Genomic DNA, 14,274 nt, shown 5'->3' on the forward strand with positions numbered 1-14,274 from the left:
AGGCGGTCCCGACACGATCTCGGGAGCGAACCGGCGCACGGCCAGGGAAGTAGTGGCAGACAACGGGATCCTTTCTCAGCTGCCGGAGGGGCGTCGGGTGCGCAGGCGCTGCATCTCGCTCAGCGTCCGCGCGCGGGCGTCGACGGCGATCCGCAGCGACGATCCGATGAGGTTCAGCAGGAACACGCAGACCATGATCGTCACGCCGGGCGCGATCACCAGCCAGGGCGCCTGCACCAGGTACGACCGGCCTTCGGCGATCATGTTGCCCCAGGTCGGGGTCGGGGGAGCGATACCGAGCCCGAGGAAGCTCATCGCCCCGTCCACGAGCATCGCGGCCGCGGACAGGATCACCACCTGCACCAGCGCGAGCGGCAGCACGTTCGGGAACACGTGCACGACGAGGATCTTCCACCGGCTCATCCCCGAGACCCGGGCGGCACCGATGTAGGCGCGACCGGCGATGCCGAGCACCCGGCTGCGGATGACGCGGGCGGTGAACGGCGTGAAGATCACGGTCAGCGCGATCAGCTCGGTCCAGATGCTCGCGCCGAGCGAGATCGCCAGCGCCATCGCGAGGATGATCGCCGGGAACGACATCCAGGCGTCCATCACGCGCATCAGCACCGCGTCGGCGGCGCGGAAGAACCCGCTGATCAGTCCGATCACCAGGCCGGTGAAGGCGGCGCACAGCGTGATCAAGGCGGACAGCCCGAGCGACGCGCGGCCGCCGGAGACCAGCCGGGCGAGCACGTCCCGGCCGAACGAGTCCGTGCCGAGCGGGTGCGCGGCCGAGGGCGGCAGCAGCCGGTTCACCGGGTCGGTCGCGCTGACGCTGGGCAGGAAGAACGGCAGCACGATCACGGTCAGGACGATCACCGCCAGCACCGCCGTGGTGATCACCAGCATCCGGTTCCGCCGGAACATCCGCGCCGCGCGGCCTGCGGGACGCGGTTCGCGCACCGGCGACGTCTTTTCCACGAGAGCCACGCTCACGAGACACGCACCTTCGGGTCGAGCAGCGCGTACGAGAGGTCCACCAGCAGGTTGACCAGCACGAACAGCACCGCGACGAACAACGTCACACCCTGGATCAGCGGGAAGTCGCGAGTGGACACCGCGCCCATCAGCAGATGGCCGAGCCCCGGCACGACGAAGATGGACTCGATGATCACGATCCCGCCGACCAGCATGGCGAAGTTGCTGCCCAGCTGGGTGATCAGCGGCATCAGCGCGTTCGGCAGGACGTGCTTGGTCATGACCTGCCGTTCCGACAGCCCCTTGACCCGAGCGGTGCGCAGATACGCCAGCGGCAGCTCCCCGAGCAGGCTTTCCCGCAGGGTGAGCACGAACAACGCGGTCTGCCCGATGACCAGCACGGTCAGCGGCAGCACCAGCGCGGGCACCGCCGTCGCCGGGTCGGTGAACAGGTTCTCGTAGCCGCTGGACGGGAACCAGCGCAGCGTCACCGAGAACACGAGCACGAGCATCAGCGAGATCCAGAAGTCCGGCATCGCCATCCCGAGCGCGGAGAGCCGGTCGAGCGCCCGTGCCACCGGATTGCGCGGCGACACCGCCTGCCACGAGGTGATCGCGACCGAGAGGAAGAAGCTGATCACCGTCGAGAGCACGGCGAGGGTCAGCGTCGGCAGAATGTGGTCGGCGACCACGCCGAGCACCGGCGCGTGATAGGTGATCGACGTACCGAAGTCGCCTTGCAGCACGTTCCCGGCCCAGCTGAGGTACTGCTCCCAGAGTGTCCCGTTCAGCCCCATGCTCTCCCGCAGGGCGTCCACATCGGACGGTCGCGCGGTCGGGCCGAGGATCGCCTGCGCCGGGTCGCCGGGGATCAGGCGGATGACGAAGAACATCATCGTCCCGACGATCACCAGGATGATCACCAGGTCGCGCAGCCTCCGCAGCAACAGACCGGTCATGACGCCAGCCAGGTGTTCCAGAAGACGCGGTAGAAGTCGCCGTAGCCCTTGAGCTTGGGGGAGTAGGCCGCGTACAGCTTCGACTGGCTCAGCGTGATCACCGACAACTGCTTCCAGGTGAACGCCTGGAGCTTGTCCACCACCGCTTTCGCCTGCTCGGGGGTGGTCGAGGCGTTGAACTCCGCCATGAGCGCGTCCAGTTCGGGCGACGACGAACCGTTCAGCGTGCCCAGGGTGAGCGCGGGCATCTGCGCGGGCGAGGTCAGCGCCGAGTCGAAGAACAGCGTGGTGATGTCCCAGCCGCCGGGTTCCTTGGTCAGTGTCCCGAGCATGGTGGCGAAGTCGAAGGTGTCGATCTTGGTGTTGATGCCGATCTTCGACAGGCTGTCCTGGATCAGCACGGCCCACTTGCCGAACTCCGGGTACGAGTTCGTGGTGACGATGCGGATCGTGGCACCGGCGGTGATCCCGGCCTCGGCCAGCAGCCGCCTGGCCTTCTCGGGGTCGTGCGCCTTGTAGACCTCTTCGCCCGCGGTCGAATAGAACTGCTTGTTGTCCGGCGAGGCGAAGGCCCCGGTTTCGAGGGTGAGGTCCTTGCTGCCGCCGGTGGCCGCGTTGATCGCCGGCTTGTCGAGCAGCAGGTTCAGCGCCTCGCGGGCCCGGGGGTCGGCGAACTTCGACCCGGTGTTGAAGTTCGGGATCACCACGTTGTCGTTGCCGCCGGGGAGGTTGTGCACGACCACGGCCGGGTTGTTGCGAAGCGGCTCGTACTGGTCGTTCGTGGGCATGATGTGGTCCCACTGGCCGGTTTGGAGGCCGTTGATCAGCGCGTCCTGGTCGGAGACCACCTTGTAGGTCACGGTGTCCAGGTACGCGTGCTTGGCGCCCGCCTGCCCGCCCCAGTCCTCTTCGGACCGGGACTTGTAGCCGTCGTACCGCTCCAGCACCAGTTCACGGCCGATGTCCCAGCTCTTGAGCTTGTACGGCCCGGTCCCGATCGCCTTGTCCTGGGCGAATCCGGTCGGCGCTACGCCGGTGAGGTTCTTCGCCTCGTAGATCTCCGTGCCCGCGCCGGCGAGTTCGTTGATCAGCGGGTAGCGCGGCTTCTTGAGTTTGATGGTCACGGTCGCCGGATCGGCCGGCGTGATCGCCTCGATGTCCGGGGTGACCAGCTGGCCGGTGCGGTGCACCTGCTGCCACCGCTTCAGGCTCGCGACCACGTCTTCGGACGTCAGCGCGTTGCCGTCGTGGAAGGTGACGCCCTGACGGAGCTTGAAGGTGTAGGTGAGCCGGTCCGGGCTGGTGGTGTAGTCCTCGACGAGCATGGGCCGGGCGGTGAAACCGCGGTCAACCTCGAAGAGCTTCTCGTACATCATGTTGCCGATATGCGCGGTCACCTGGCCGGGGTTGGCGACCATGTCGAGCGACTGCGGATCGGTGGGCACGGCGACCTTCAGGTTGCCGCCCCGGACCGGCGGCCCGTCGGCGGCCCCACCGCCCGCCTGACCTCCCATGCACGAGGTGAGCAGCAGGACGGTCGCCAGGCCGAGCGCGGCCTTGGTCAGGGTTCGTCTCATGGGTTCCGCACTCCAATTTCGGGGTTCGCCGCGAGGAGACGGCGGGTGTACTCGTGCCGGGCGCGGAGCCGGATCTCGTCCGGCTCGCCGATCTCGATCAGTTCGCCCCGGTACATCACGCCGACGCGGTCGGCGACCGAGAGCACCAGGCTGAGGTTGTGCGTGATGAACAGGAAGCTGAGCGCGCGGGTGCGCCGCAGTTCCAGCAGCAGGTTCATCACCTGGCCCTGCACCGAGACGTCGAGCGCGGAGGTGGGCTCGTCGGCGACGATGAGGTCGGGTTCGGCCGCGATCGCGCGGGCGATCGACACACGCTGCCGTTGCCCGCCGGAGAGCTGCGAGGGCAGCTTCTTCGCGGTGTCGGAGGGGAGGCCGACCTCGTCGATGAGTTCGGCGACGCGGCGGTCGAGCTCGGCGCCGCGGAGACCGGTGAGCTCCCGCAGTGGTTCGGCGATGATCCGGGCGGCGGTGTGGCGTGGATCGAGCGAGCTCTGCGGGTCCTGGAAGATGAGCTGCGAGCGGCGGCGGAACGCGCGCTCGTCGCCGTCGAGCCCGGACGGGGTGCACCGGTGCTCACCGAAGGAGATGGTGCCCGAGGTAAGCGGCTCCAGCGCGCTCACCAGCCGGCCGAGCGTGGACTTGCCCGAACCGGATTCCCCGACCAGGCCGAAGAACTCGCCGGGAGCGATCTCCAGTGAGACGTCCTTGACCGCGTGCACCTCGGGCTCACGGCTCAGCGAGAACCGGCCGCGACGTCCGTACACTTTGGACACGGAGTCGATGACGAGCGCGGTGCCCTCGCCGATGTCTCCGGTCTTCGCGCGGCTCAACGACCTGGTCTCGGTGGCGACCGCCGATTCACCGTTCATCGCGGCTTCCAGCAGTGCCTCGGAGATGGTGGGGAAACCGTCGCGCCTGCTGACCCCGAGCTGCGGAACGCAGTCGAGCAGAGCCTTGGTGTAGGGATGCTTCGGCGCGTACAGAATGTCCTCTGTGGACCCGAGCTCGACGAGTTCGCCGCGGTACATCACCGCGATCCGGTCCGCCACCTGCGCGGCGACACCCATGTCGTGCGTGATGAACACGCACGCGGTGCCGTGGTCGCGGCGGACCCGGTCGAACAGGGTGAGGATCTCCGCCTGCGTGGTGACGTCCAGCGCGGTGGTCGGCTCGTCGGCGATCAGCAGGCTCGGGTCGGCCATCAGTGCCAGCGCGATCATCACGCGCTGCTGCATCCCGCCCGACATCTGGTGCGGATAAAGGGAAAGCACCCGGTCGGTGTCGGTGAGGCCGACCTCCTTCAGCAGGCCGCGAGCCTTAGCCTCGGCCTCGCGATGCAGCGGCGTGCCTTTGCGCGTGGCCTGGCGTGGCAGGGAGCCGGGCTTGCGGTAGGCCTCGATCAGCTGTTTGCCGACCCGCTGGCTCGGGTTCAGGGAATCCAGGGCCTCCTGGAAGATCATGCCGATCCGCGGGCCGCGGTACGCGCGCATCTCGTCGGCGGAAAGCCGCGTGACGTCCACCCCGTCGACGGCGATCCCGCCGCGCGTGAACACGGGCGCGACGAACTCCAGCAACCGGATGATCGACAAGGCCGTCACCGTTTTACCGCTGCCGGATTCGCCGACCACGCAGAGTGTCCGGCCTTGGTCGAGATCGAACGAAAGTTCGCGTACCAGCTCGCGTTCGGTCTCGTCGGCGATGACGCCGACGGTGAGTTCTCGTAATTCGAGCAGGGTCATGAATCCCCTTTCCCGAGCCCGCCCGGAGCGGGCCGCACTGCCGGGGAACGGACCTCCGGCGGGGGTAGTTCTACGCATGTTGACACTGGGGGAGTGCGCTGTCAATGGGTATATTCTACGAATGTAGGAAGTTGATATCCGGCGGGTTTTCCCTGGCAGTGGGCGAAAATTCGCACTGGATTCTTTTGTCTACACCTGTAGACTCTCGACCGAAACGAGCTGAGGAGGCACCCGTGAGCGGGTCGACCAAGACCGCCGGTCCCGAGCGGATCGTGGACATCGCCGTGGGCTACATGGCGGCCAAACAACTCTTCGCGGCGAGCCGGATCGGTCTGTTCACCGCGCTCGCCGACGGACCGCTGACGGCGGCGGAACTGGCGGGAACCACCGGCAAACCGGAGAAGATCACCCGCATTCTCGGTGACGCCATGTCATCGCTAGGTCTTCTGTCCCGTGTGGACGGACGGTACGAGCTGGCCCCGGACGCCGCGGAGTACTTCGGCGGCGGAGACCTCGATCTGGCACCGTTCCTGACGTTCCTCGACACGATCAGCTATCCGCACTGGCTTCAGTTCGGCCACACGGCCGACAGCGGCGAACCGGGCAAGCTGGAGATGGACGACGCGCGCTGGGGCACGTTCATGTCGGGAGTCATGACGTACAACGCCCTGCACGCCAAGATGCTGGCCGGCGCGTTCGACTTCGGCTCCTATCGAAAGCTGCTGGACCTGGGCGGCCTTTCGAGCGCGTTCGCGGTCGAAGCCATGAAGGCCAACGGCGGACTGCGCACCACGTTCGTCTTCGACCCGGGTTTCACCGAGTCGGTCACCACCGCGGCGGCCGAGGCCGGGCTCGCGGACCGGACGACCGTCGTCGGCGCGGAGACGCCCACCGCCCGACCCGACGGCGAGTTCGACCTCGTGATGGTCAACCACGTCGTCCACCGTTTCGACGCGAAGCAGAACGCGGAGATCCTGCGCAACGCCCGCGCCGCCGCCGCGCCCGGGGCGACGTTGCTGCTGCTCGACTTCTTCCTCGACGACGACGCGGTGCAGCGGCCGATCGACGCGCTGCACGCGGGGGAGTACCTGGTGATCGACGGGACGGTCGTCTACCCGGAGGCCGAGGTTCGCGAGTGGCTGAGCGGGGCGGGCTGGCGGGTCACCGACCGGCTCGCGCTGCCGGGCAGCCCGCGGGTGCTGGTCGCGGAAGCGGTGTGACCGTGACCCTCGATCCCGCGGTCAAGGAACTCCTGGCCCGCAGCGCCCCCTCGGAGGCGCCGGCCGGACCTCTGACCGCTCCCGAGCTGCGAGCCGCTTTCGCCGCTTCCTGGCGACGCCCCGAGTCGGTCGAAGAGGTCGCCTCGGTGTCCGAGCACGTCCTGCCCTCCGGGGTGCGGGTGCGGATCTATCTGCCCGAGGCAGCGGAGCCGGTGCCCGCGTTCGTCTGGATCCACGGCGGCGGGTGGACGATCGGCTCGATCGACGAGAACGAGGTCGCGTCGCGCGCGGTGTGCAACGCGGCGAAGGTCGCCGTCGTCGCGGTCGACTACCGGCTCGCGCCCGAGCATCCGTACCCGGCGGCCCCGGACGACTGCTACGCCGTCGTCGACTGGCTCGCCGCGGGCGGCGCGGGGCCTTCGGTGGACGGGACGCGGATCGCGGTCGGCGGGGAAAGCGCGGGCGGCAACCTGTCGACGGTGGTCTCGATGATGTCCCGTGACCGGGGTGGCCCGCCGATCGCCGCGCAGGTGCTGATCTGCCCGGTCTTCGGTCACCCGGACGACGGCTTCCGGTCCTATGTGGACTTCGCGGAGGGCTTCGGCATGACCGCCGGGGCGATGCGGTTCTTCTTCGAGCAGTACGTGCCGGATCCGGCGCACCTGAACGATCCGTACCTGCTGCCACTGCGCGCCGTCGACCTGACCGGGCTCCCGCCGGCGCTGGTGCTCACGGCCGAGTACGACGTCCTGCGCGATGAGGGGGAGGAGTTCGCGCGGCGGCTGACCGACGCGGGCACCCAGGTCGAGTTGACGCGCTACTCGGGGCAGATCCACGGCTTCTACGGCCTGTACACGGATCTCCCGGCCTCGCCGCGCTCGCACCGGCACGTGGCGAGCTTCCTGACCCGGACCTTCGACCGCAGCGTTTAGTCCTCCGGATGCGGTCAGCGGTGCCCATATGCCGGACTTGCGTGATCGGAGCCGCAACTCGCGAGTTACGCCTCCGATCACGCGAGTTACGCCTCCAAACACGCGAGTGTCGTCTTTGATCACGCGAGTCACGCCCGCGAGGTCGGCGACCCGCCGCGTTTAGTCCTCTGGATGCGGCCGTTCGCACCACGTACTACCGCATTCAGAGGACGAAATGCGGTAGTACGTGGTGTCAGGGGCGGGTGAGGCGCTCGAAGAAGGATTCGAGGTGCTGCCGCTGCAGGGCGACCGTCGAGAACTCCCCGGCGACGAGGCTCATCACGTTCGCCCCGGCGTTGATCAGCACGACCTCGTCGACCAGTTGCTCGTCGGGGGTCTCGGTGACGATGTCGCCGTCCTCCCGGCCCTCGGTGAGGTACCGGTGCAGCAGGCCTCGCCAGGAGCGGATGTGCTCCAGGTACTTGTCCTGCAGTTTCGGGTTGGTCAGCGAAAGCTGCCAGAAGGTGAGCAGGACGCGCCCCGCGGCGATGCGGTCCTCGTCGATCGGCATCGACGAGACGCACAGCTCGCGGAGCGCGGTCAGCCCGCGTAGCTCGTCCAGTTCCACGTACTCGCGCATCATGCCGAGCGCGCGTTCGTAGGTGGCCTGGATGATGTCTTCCTTGCTCGGGAAGTACAGCTTGAGCGCGCCGTTGGCGAAGCCGGCGGCCGCCGCGATCTCGCGCATGGTGGCGGCCTCGATCCCGCCCTGGGTGATCAAATCCCAGGTGACGTCGACGATATGGCTACGCCGCTCGTCGTGGTCGATGATCTTCGGCATCGGCAGACCTCCCGCACTGGTTCTTCTACCAGTGTAGGAGATCAGACGCGGTGATACACGCGGTGCCCGGCGAACCACGTTTGCGTCACCTTTGTCTTGACGAGCGCCGACGGGTCGGTTTCGAACGGATCGCGGTCCAGTACGACGAAATCCGCGGACTTCCCGGGGTCCAGCGAGCCGGTGACGTCGCCCAGGCCCATCGCGCGGGCGGCGGCCAAGGTGAAGACCTCGATGGCCTCGGCCAGGGTGATCGCCTGCTCCGGCCACAGCGCGCCGGGGAACGTACCGGTCGGGTCCTGGCGGGTGACCAGGCCGTGGATGCCTTCCCAAGCGTTCGGGGACTCGCTGACCGGCCAGTCCGAACCACCCGCGACCAGCGCGCCCTCGTCGAGCAGCGACCGATTCGGCTGCATCCGCCCGGCCCGCTCGCCGGGCAGGACCTCGGCGATGGCCGCCGGGATGACGCCGGGGACCCACAGGAACGGCGAGATGTCCGCGGCGACACCCAGCGCGGCGAAGCGCGGGAGGTCGTCGGGATGCACGAACTGGCCGTGCGCGACCTGGAAACGCGCCTCCGTGAAGCCCTCGGCGCGCACCTTCTCGACGGCGTCGAGCGTCGCGCGCACCGACGCATCCCCGGTGCAGTGCACCTTGGCCGAGAGCCCCGCCGCGGCCGCCGTGCGCAACCAGCCCACGAGTTCCTCACCCGGCATGGTGGTGGCGCCGTGGTGACAGGCCCCGTGCGCGGCGTCCGGCAGGTACGGCTCCAGGAAGGCGGCGGTGCGCGTCGGCGGCACCCCGTCGAGGAAGATCTTCACGAAGTCCGGCCGGTGATGCTCGCTCCGGTACTGACCGGCGACCTCCAGCAACGGTGCCCCGATCGGGTCGAAACCGAAGATCGGGTCGTTGATCAGCAGCGACGAAACCACCCAGGCGTGCAGCTCGCCCGCGTCGTCGAGCGCCTTGAGGGCGCCCAGGATGTCCGCGGAGACACCGGCGTCCTGGAACGCGGTGATGCCGTACGAGTGCAGCGTGCCGATGGCGTGCCGCGACGCCGCGACGTGCTGCTCCGCGGTGAGAGTCCGTGTCTCGCTGAGGGCCCGCTCGACGGCGACGCCCGCCGCTTCGAGCAGGACGCCGACCGGCTCCCCGGTCGAGGGGTCGCGGACGATCTCCCCACCGGCCGGATCGGGCGTCGAGGCGGTGACGCCCGCCAGTTCCAAGGCCCGGCTGCTCACCCAGCGGTTGTGCCTGCTGTCGTCGGAAAGCATGACCGGACGCCCGCCCGCGGCCTCGTCGAGCGCGTGCCGGGCTGAGGCTCGCGAAAGGGTGGCGACCAAAGTGGACGCCCAAGCGCCACCCACGACCCATTCGTCCGGTCCGAGCCCCGCGGCCCTCGAGCGGACGGCCGCCAGGATGTCCTCCAGCCCCGCGTCGGCGCCGAAGTTCAGCTCGAACAGGGCCGCGCGTCCGGCCAGGGCGTGGTGGTTGTGCACGTCGACCAGACCGGGCATCACGAACGCGCCTTCGAGGTCGACGACCTCGGTGCTCGGGCCGCGTTCGATGTCCTCCAGCGACAGCACCTTCCCGTCCTTGATCGCCAGCGACGACGCCCAGGGCCGGTGACCGTCCACTGTGTACACCGTGGCGTTGGTGAGGACGATGTCGGCGGTCAAGGCTCAGCTCCCGGCCGGGTCGTAGGCCTCGGGGTGCACGGTGGTGCTCAGTAGCCTGCCGTGCGCGCCGAAGGTGAAGTGGGTCGGAGTGCTCCCGGTGGCGTCCAGTCCGAAAAGGACACCGTGCGAGCGCAGCCGTTTCGCGTCACGGTGGTCGGCGACGGTCACCGAAGCGCACGGGATCACCTTCTCCCGCCAGGCGAAGACGTAGATTCCCGGCCGCAGCTCGTAGACCGAGTTCTCGTCGGTGTCCGCGAGTCCTCGCTCCGGGCCCGCCAGGCACTGCCACGTGTACCAGTGCGGGCTGAGGTACACGTGCTCGTAGGCGTGCTCGGTGCTGTACACCCACAGCACCCGGCGACCGACCAGCGACGTGGTCGGGGCGAGCGATTCCCCGGACGGCTCGATACCGCCGATCGTGGCGGCCACGAAGGACTGTGTGACGCGGGGCGACGTGTCGCCGATCTTGCTCAGTACCAGCAGCGCCCGGCCGCGGCGCAGGTCCAGCAGCAGGGTGAACGCCTCGTCCCGCCGGGCCTGCGGGTGGAACTGGACGTAGTACAGATCGTCGTCGACCAGGAACGTCTCGCAGCGGTCGGTGCCCGTGCCGTGGTAGGTCCATTCGATCCGGGTGCCGGAGAAGGCGGCGGTGAACGTGGTGCCGTCTTCGCAGGCGAGTTCGAAGGTGCGGCCGTGCAGGTCGCCGACCGTGGGCGCCTTGTTCGCGTCGAAACCAGGGGCGAGACCGTCCAGCGGCAGCCAGGTGGACGTGTCGGACAGGGTCAGTTCGGGCATCGGTGCGGTCCTAGTGCTCGTGGGCGGAACAGTGATCGGCGGTGGCGCCGGAAGGCAGGTCGAGGGCCGGGTTTCGGTCCAGGAAGCCATAGGGGCGCAGGGAGAAACCGGAGTAGTCGACCGGCATGACCGGCCAGTCCTCCGGACGCGGGACATGGGTCGGGCCGAACACGTGCCACAGCACGAGATCGGTGTCGACGAGGTCGCGGTCGGCGGCGGTCCAGGCGGGGAGACCCGCGCCGCCCGGATGCGCGTTCGGGCGATCGCCCGCCGGGAAACGTTCGCCCGCGCGGTACGGCGTCGCCCACAGGTGACGGGTGGCGAACGTCGCCCGCTGGTGGACGGTCGATTCCGGCTGTGCCATCAGGGTCGCGGACGGCCGGGGCACGAGCTGGTACGCCGTGGGTTTGCCGAGCCGGTTGGTCCGCTCCGCGCTGCGGATCTCCCAGACCCGCGCTTTGGACGGATCCGCGAATCGCCGCGCCTCCTGCTCGGTCCGCAGCGGGGTCTCCTTCCAGGTGAACGCGTTCCCGTACGGGTTCTGCTCGCCCATGGGGATCCGTTCGACGTCGACCTCGACGAGCGAGTTGCGCTCGCCGTCGACGGCCACGTCCAGCCGCGCGCAGAACAGGTGCTGGTGCACCGGCGCGAACAGGCCGGGCGCGATCTCGTTGGCGTGCGGGTGGTCCGTGCCGGGGTGCGCGGCGCCGGCGAACACGACGCCGGTGGCCTTCGCCTCCAGTTCCACGGTGCCGTCGAGGTAGAGGTACCAGAAGAAGCCGTAGTCGTAGTTGCCGATGGTGGAGATCGACGAGATCACCAGCCGGCGCGACCGGCGGACCTCGGCGCGGCCGTCCAGATCCGTGTGCTTCCAGAGGATCCCGTAGTCCTCCTCGTGCATGCAGATCGCGCGCGGGATCTCGACCGGCTGGCCGTGGTCGTCGGCGACGAACGCGGGGAAGTAGTGGATGACGCCGAGGCAGTCGCAACCCAGCCGCAGGTCGTTGCCGTTCTTACCGAGCAGGTATTCGCCCGCGTCGAAGTAGCTGATCCAGAACCGGCCGGGCGCGGTGTCACCATAGGGCACCACCATCTCCGGCACCGAGGCCCGGTGGAGCACCGAGCGGTCTTGGAACGAGATCTGGTGCAGGGTCAAACCCTCGCGGGCGTTGAAGCCGACGCGGAGTTTCCAGCCCTCCCAGGTGACCTCATTGCCGTCGACGGTGAAGCTCGGGCCCTCCGGCTGGGTGATCTCGATCGGCTTGAGGGTGGTGCGCGCCGGGACACCGTCGTAGCGGCCGTGCTCAGGTGGCACGGGGACGTCGCCCTCGTCCTCGACCCGGATGACGCGCTGCTCGGTCAGGTCGATGTGGACGATCAGACCTTCGACGGGATGTGCCCACGGGCTGTCGGACGCGTCGTCGCGCAGGAACGTCAGCGAACGGATGACCCGGCCGGTCTCGTCGGCCCTGCCGAAGAAACCAGGGGCCAGGGGAGCGCAGAAGGCGTGCCCGATCCGGTCGCCGAGCCCGCGCCGCTCCATCGCGGCCTGCCATTCGGGGGACGCCTTGGTGATCGACGCGGCGAGGTCGTACTCCTCGAACAGGTACGCGGGCTGACCCGGGCCGCAGTCCTCGCTGGAGACCACTTCGCGCTTCGCCAGCGAGACGACCACGTCGCGCGCGCGGCCGGTCGCGGTGTCGAGCAACGTGTACTGGACACGGCGGTCGGGGGCGGCGTCGCCTTTCTCTGGCTCGACCGGCAGGACGGCCGGGAACCGGGTGGTCGCGGCGAGCAGGCCTTCGGCGGCCAGGATCTCGCGGCCTGCGGTGAGTTCGTCGGCGGTCAGCGGGTCGAGCGGATGGGGCCTGGTCATGGTTCGCAGTCTTGCCGGTCCGGCCGGGACTGGAAAGGCCGTCGTGCGGCTGCCGACAAGAAGGGTGCACTGACGGCCAACCTCCGTGAAAGGTCCGGACCGGAGGATGACGTCATGGGACTGGAGCTCGCGGGCAAGGCCGTGCTGGTGACCGGCGCGGCGTCCGGTATCGGCCTTGCCTGCGTCCAGGCCTTCCTCGCCGAGGGCGCGCGGGTCGGCGCCCTCGACCGGGCACCCGTGCCCACGCTGGCCGACGGCCTGCTGGCGATCCACGCCGACGTGACCGACGAGCCTTCGGTGGCCGCCGCGGTCGACGCCGTGGCGAGCCGCTTCGGCGGGCTCGACGTCGTGGTCGGCTGCGCGGGGATCTCCGGGCCGGTGGGTACTCCGGTCACCGAAACCTCGGCGGCGGATTTCGCCGCGCTCATGGCCGTCAACGTCACCGGCCAGTTCCTGCTGGCCAAACACGCCGCGCCCTGGCTCACCGCGTCGGGAGGCTCGGTCGTCCTGCTGGCCAGCGACTCGGCGTTCACCAGCGCGCCCGGCATGGTCCCGTACTGCGCTTCGAAGGGCGCCGTGGTCGCGATGACCAGGGCGCTCGCTGTCGATCTGCCCGGCGTCCGGGTGAACTGCGTCTGCCCGTCGGTGGTCGACACCCCGATGGCGCGCGGCGATCTCGGCGACGTGCTCGACGATCCGGCCTTCCCGGTGCAGGCTCCCGAAGAGGTCGCCTGGCAGGTGCTCCACCTCGCGTCCGCGCGTTCGCGGGCGGTCAACGGCCAGGCCGTGCTCGCCGACTTCGGCGTCTCGGCCCGCTCCGGTTTTCCCGCTTAGAAAGGACTCCGCAAGTGAAGAAGGTTGTCGCGATCACGGGAGGCGGTACCGGTATCGGCGCCGCGGTCGCCCGCCGGTACGCCGATGAGGGCGCCCAGGTGGTGGTGCTCGGACGGCGGCTCGAACCGCTGGAGAAGGTGGCCGCCGAAACCGGCGCGCACGTCGTCGCCTGCGACGCCAGCGACCGCGAAGCCGCCGAGAACGCCACGGCGGAGATCGTCGGCAAGTTCGGCAGGCTGGACGTCGTGGTGGCCAACGCCGGCGGGCACGGGTTGTCTTCGGTGGTCGACACCGGTGACGAGGAATGGGAACTGGCCCTGCGCTCGAACCTGTCCAGCGCCTTCGTGTTCTGCCGGGCCACGCTGCCCTCGCTGGTCGAGACCGGCGGCCAGGTGGTCATCGTGTCGTCGCTGGCGGGACTGTTCGCCGGGCCGAACGTCGCCGGCTACACCGTCGCGAAGCACGCGCTGATCGGGTTGACGCGCTCGATCGCGCGCGACTACGGGCCGAAGGGTGTGCGCGCGAACGCGGTCTGCCCCGGCTGGGTGCGCACGCCGATGGCGGACGGCGAGATGGACCAGTTCGCCGAGGCGGCGGGCTTCGACGGCGGCCACGACGAGGGCTACCGGCGCGTCACCGCCGAGGTCCCGCTGCGCCGTCCCGCCGAACCGGAGGAGATCGCGTCGATCGTGCGGTTCCTGGGATCTTCGGAGTCTTCGTACATCACAGGTGCGGTGATCGTGGCGGACGGCGGCGCGCACGCGGTTGATCTCCCGACTTTGGCGTTCGAACGGGCGGGGATGGGTTCTTAGTAGGTGCGCGTGAAGGCCCCCTTCCCTCGGCTCAGCCGAGGGAAGGGGGCCTTCAC

Annotated in this window: 12 protein-coding genes; 4 read left to right on the forward strand and 8 right to left on the reverse strand. The window is 69.1% G+C overall.

The genetic code is table 11. The features are described from left to right. Positions 1 to 75: 75 nt before the first annotated feature. Genes ACZ1DY_RS20370 through ACZ1DY_RS20385 form a run of 4 tightly spaced genes read right to left on the reverse strand, consistent with a single transcriptional unit; the run spans position 76 to position 5,253 of the window. On the reverse strand, positions 76 to 996 hold the full coding sequence (locus tag ACZ1DY_RS20370) for an ABC transporter permease (protein WP_126732194.1): 921 nt from the start codon (positions 994 to 996) through the stop codon (positions 76 to 78). Then, positions 993 to 1,937: an ABC transporter permease gene (locus ACZ1DY_RS20375; protein WP_465485380.1), complete on the reverse strand. Its 945-nt coding sequence runs from the start codon at positions 1,935 to 1,937 to the stop codon at positions 993 to 995. Before ACZ1DY_RS20375 ends, ACZ1DY_RS20370 begins: the two co-directional genes overlap by 4 nt. Beyond that, complete coding sequence (locus ACZ1DY_RS20380) at positions 1,934 to 3,514, reverse strand: ABC transporter substrate-binding protein (protein WP_465485381.1); 1,581 nt, start codon at positions 3,512 to 3,514, stop codon at positions 1,934 to 1,936. The genes ACZ1DY_RS20375 and ACZ1DY_RS20380 overlap by 4 nt, the downstream gene beginning before the upstream one ends. Beyond that, positions 3,511 to 5,253 (reverse strand): dipeptide ABC transporter ATP-binding protein, encoded by a 1,743-nt coding sequence (locus tag ACZ1DY_RS20385; RefSeq protein WP_465485382.1) that lies wholly within the window; start codon positions 5,251 to 5,253, stop codon positions 3,511 to 3,513. Before ACZ1DY_RS20385 ends, ACZ1DY_RS20380 begins: the two co-directional genes overlap by 4 nt. A gap of 233 nt (positions 5,254 to 5,486) precedes the next feature. Between ACZ1DY_RS20385 and ACZ1DY_RS20390 the strand changes: the two genes are divergently transcribed. Together ACZ1DY_RS20390 and ACZ1DY_RS20395 are read left to right on the forward strand one after the other, a co-directional pair. Next, positions 5,487 to 6,473 carry a methyltransferase gene (locus tag ACZ1DY_RS20390; protein WP_465485383.1) on the forward strand — a complete coding sequence of 329 codons (987 nt, stop codon included), beginning with the start codon at positions 5,487 to 5,489 and terminating at the stop codon, positions 6,471 to 6,473. Beyond that, positions 6,470 to 7,405, forward strand: coding sequence for an alpha/beta hydrolase (locus ACZ1DY_RS20395; RefSeq protein ID WP_465485384.1), 936 nt, complete (start codon positions 6,470 to 6,472; stop codon positions 7,403 to 7,405). Before ACZ1DY_RS20390 ends, ACZ1DY_RS20395 begins: the two co-directional genes overlap by 4 nt. Positions 7,406 to 7,637: 232 nt before the next feature. On the opposite strand, the gene ACZ1DY_RS20400 is transcribed toward ACZ1DY_RS20395, so the two are convergent. From ACZ1DY_RS20400 to ACZ1DY_RS20415, 4 genes are read right to left on the reverse strand one after another with little or no spacing between them, the layout of a single operon-like run. After that, positions 7,638 to 8,225, reverse strand: coding sequence for a TetR/AcrR family transcriptional regulator (locus ACZ1DY_RS20400; protein ID WP_126732189.1), 588 nt, complete (start codon positions 8,223 to 8,225; stop codon positions 7,638 to 7,640). 41 nt (positions 8,226 to 8,266) lie between these two features. Then, positions 8,267 to 9,901, reverse strand: a complete 1,635-nt coding sequence (locus tag ACZ1DY_RS20405; protein WP_465485385.1) for an amidohydrolase — start codon at positions 9,899 to 9,901, stop codon at positions 8,267 to 8,269. A 3-nt stretch (positions 9,902 to 9,904) separates the two neighbouring features. Next, a complete protein-coding gene (locus tag ACZ1DY_RS20410) occupies positions 9,905 to 10,696 on the reverse strand; it encodes a molybdenum cofactor biosynthesis F family protein (RefSeq protein WP_465485386.1) in 792 nt (263 codons plus the stop codon). A 10-nt stretch (positions 10,697 to 10,706) separates the two neighbouring features. After that, on the reverse strand, positions 10,707 to 12,572 hold the full coding sequence (locus ACZ1DY_RS20415) for a primary-amine oxidase (protein ID WP_465485387.1): 1,866 nt from the start codon (positions 12,570 to 12,572) through the stop codon (positions 10,707 to 10,709). Positions 12,573 to 12,686: 114 nt separating this feature from the next. Here ACZ1DY_RS20415 and ACZ1DY_RS20420 point away from each other — a divergent pair, with 114 nt between their 5' ends. Both ACZ1DY_RS20420 and ACZ1DY_RS20425 read left to right on the forward strand, forming a co-directional pair. Further along, positions 12,687 to 13,406, forward strand: a complete 720-nt coding sequence (locus tag ACZ1DY_RS20420; RefSeq protein WP_465485388.1) for an SDR family NAD(P)-dependent oxidoreductase — start codon at positions 12,687 to 12,689, stop codon at positions 13,404 to 13,406. Positions 13,407 to 13,420: 14 nt separating this feature from the next. Beyond that, on the forward strand, positions 13,421 to 14,218 hold the full coding sequence (locus tag ACZ1DY_RS20425) for an SDR family NAD(P)-dependent oxidoreductase (RefSeq protein WP_192744589.1): 798 nt from the start codon (positions 13,421 to 13,423) through the stop codon (positions 14,216 to 14,218). Positions 14,219 to 14,274 lie beyond the last annotated feature (56 nt).

Source organism: Amycolatopsis sp. PSD-21 (assembly GCF_055561455.1).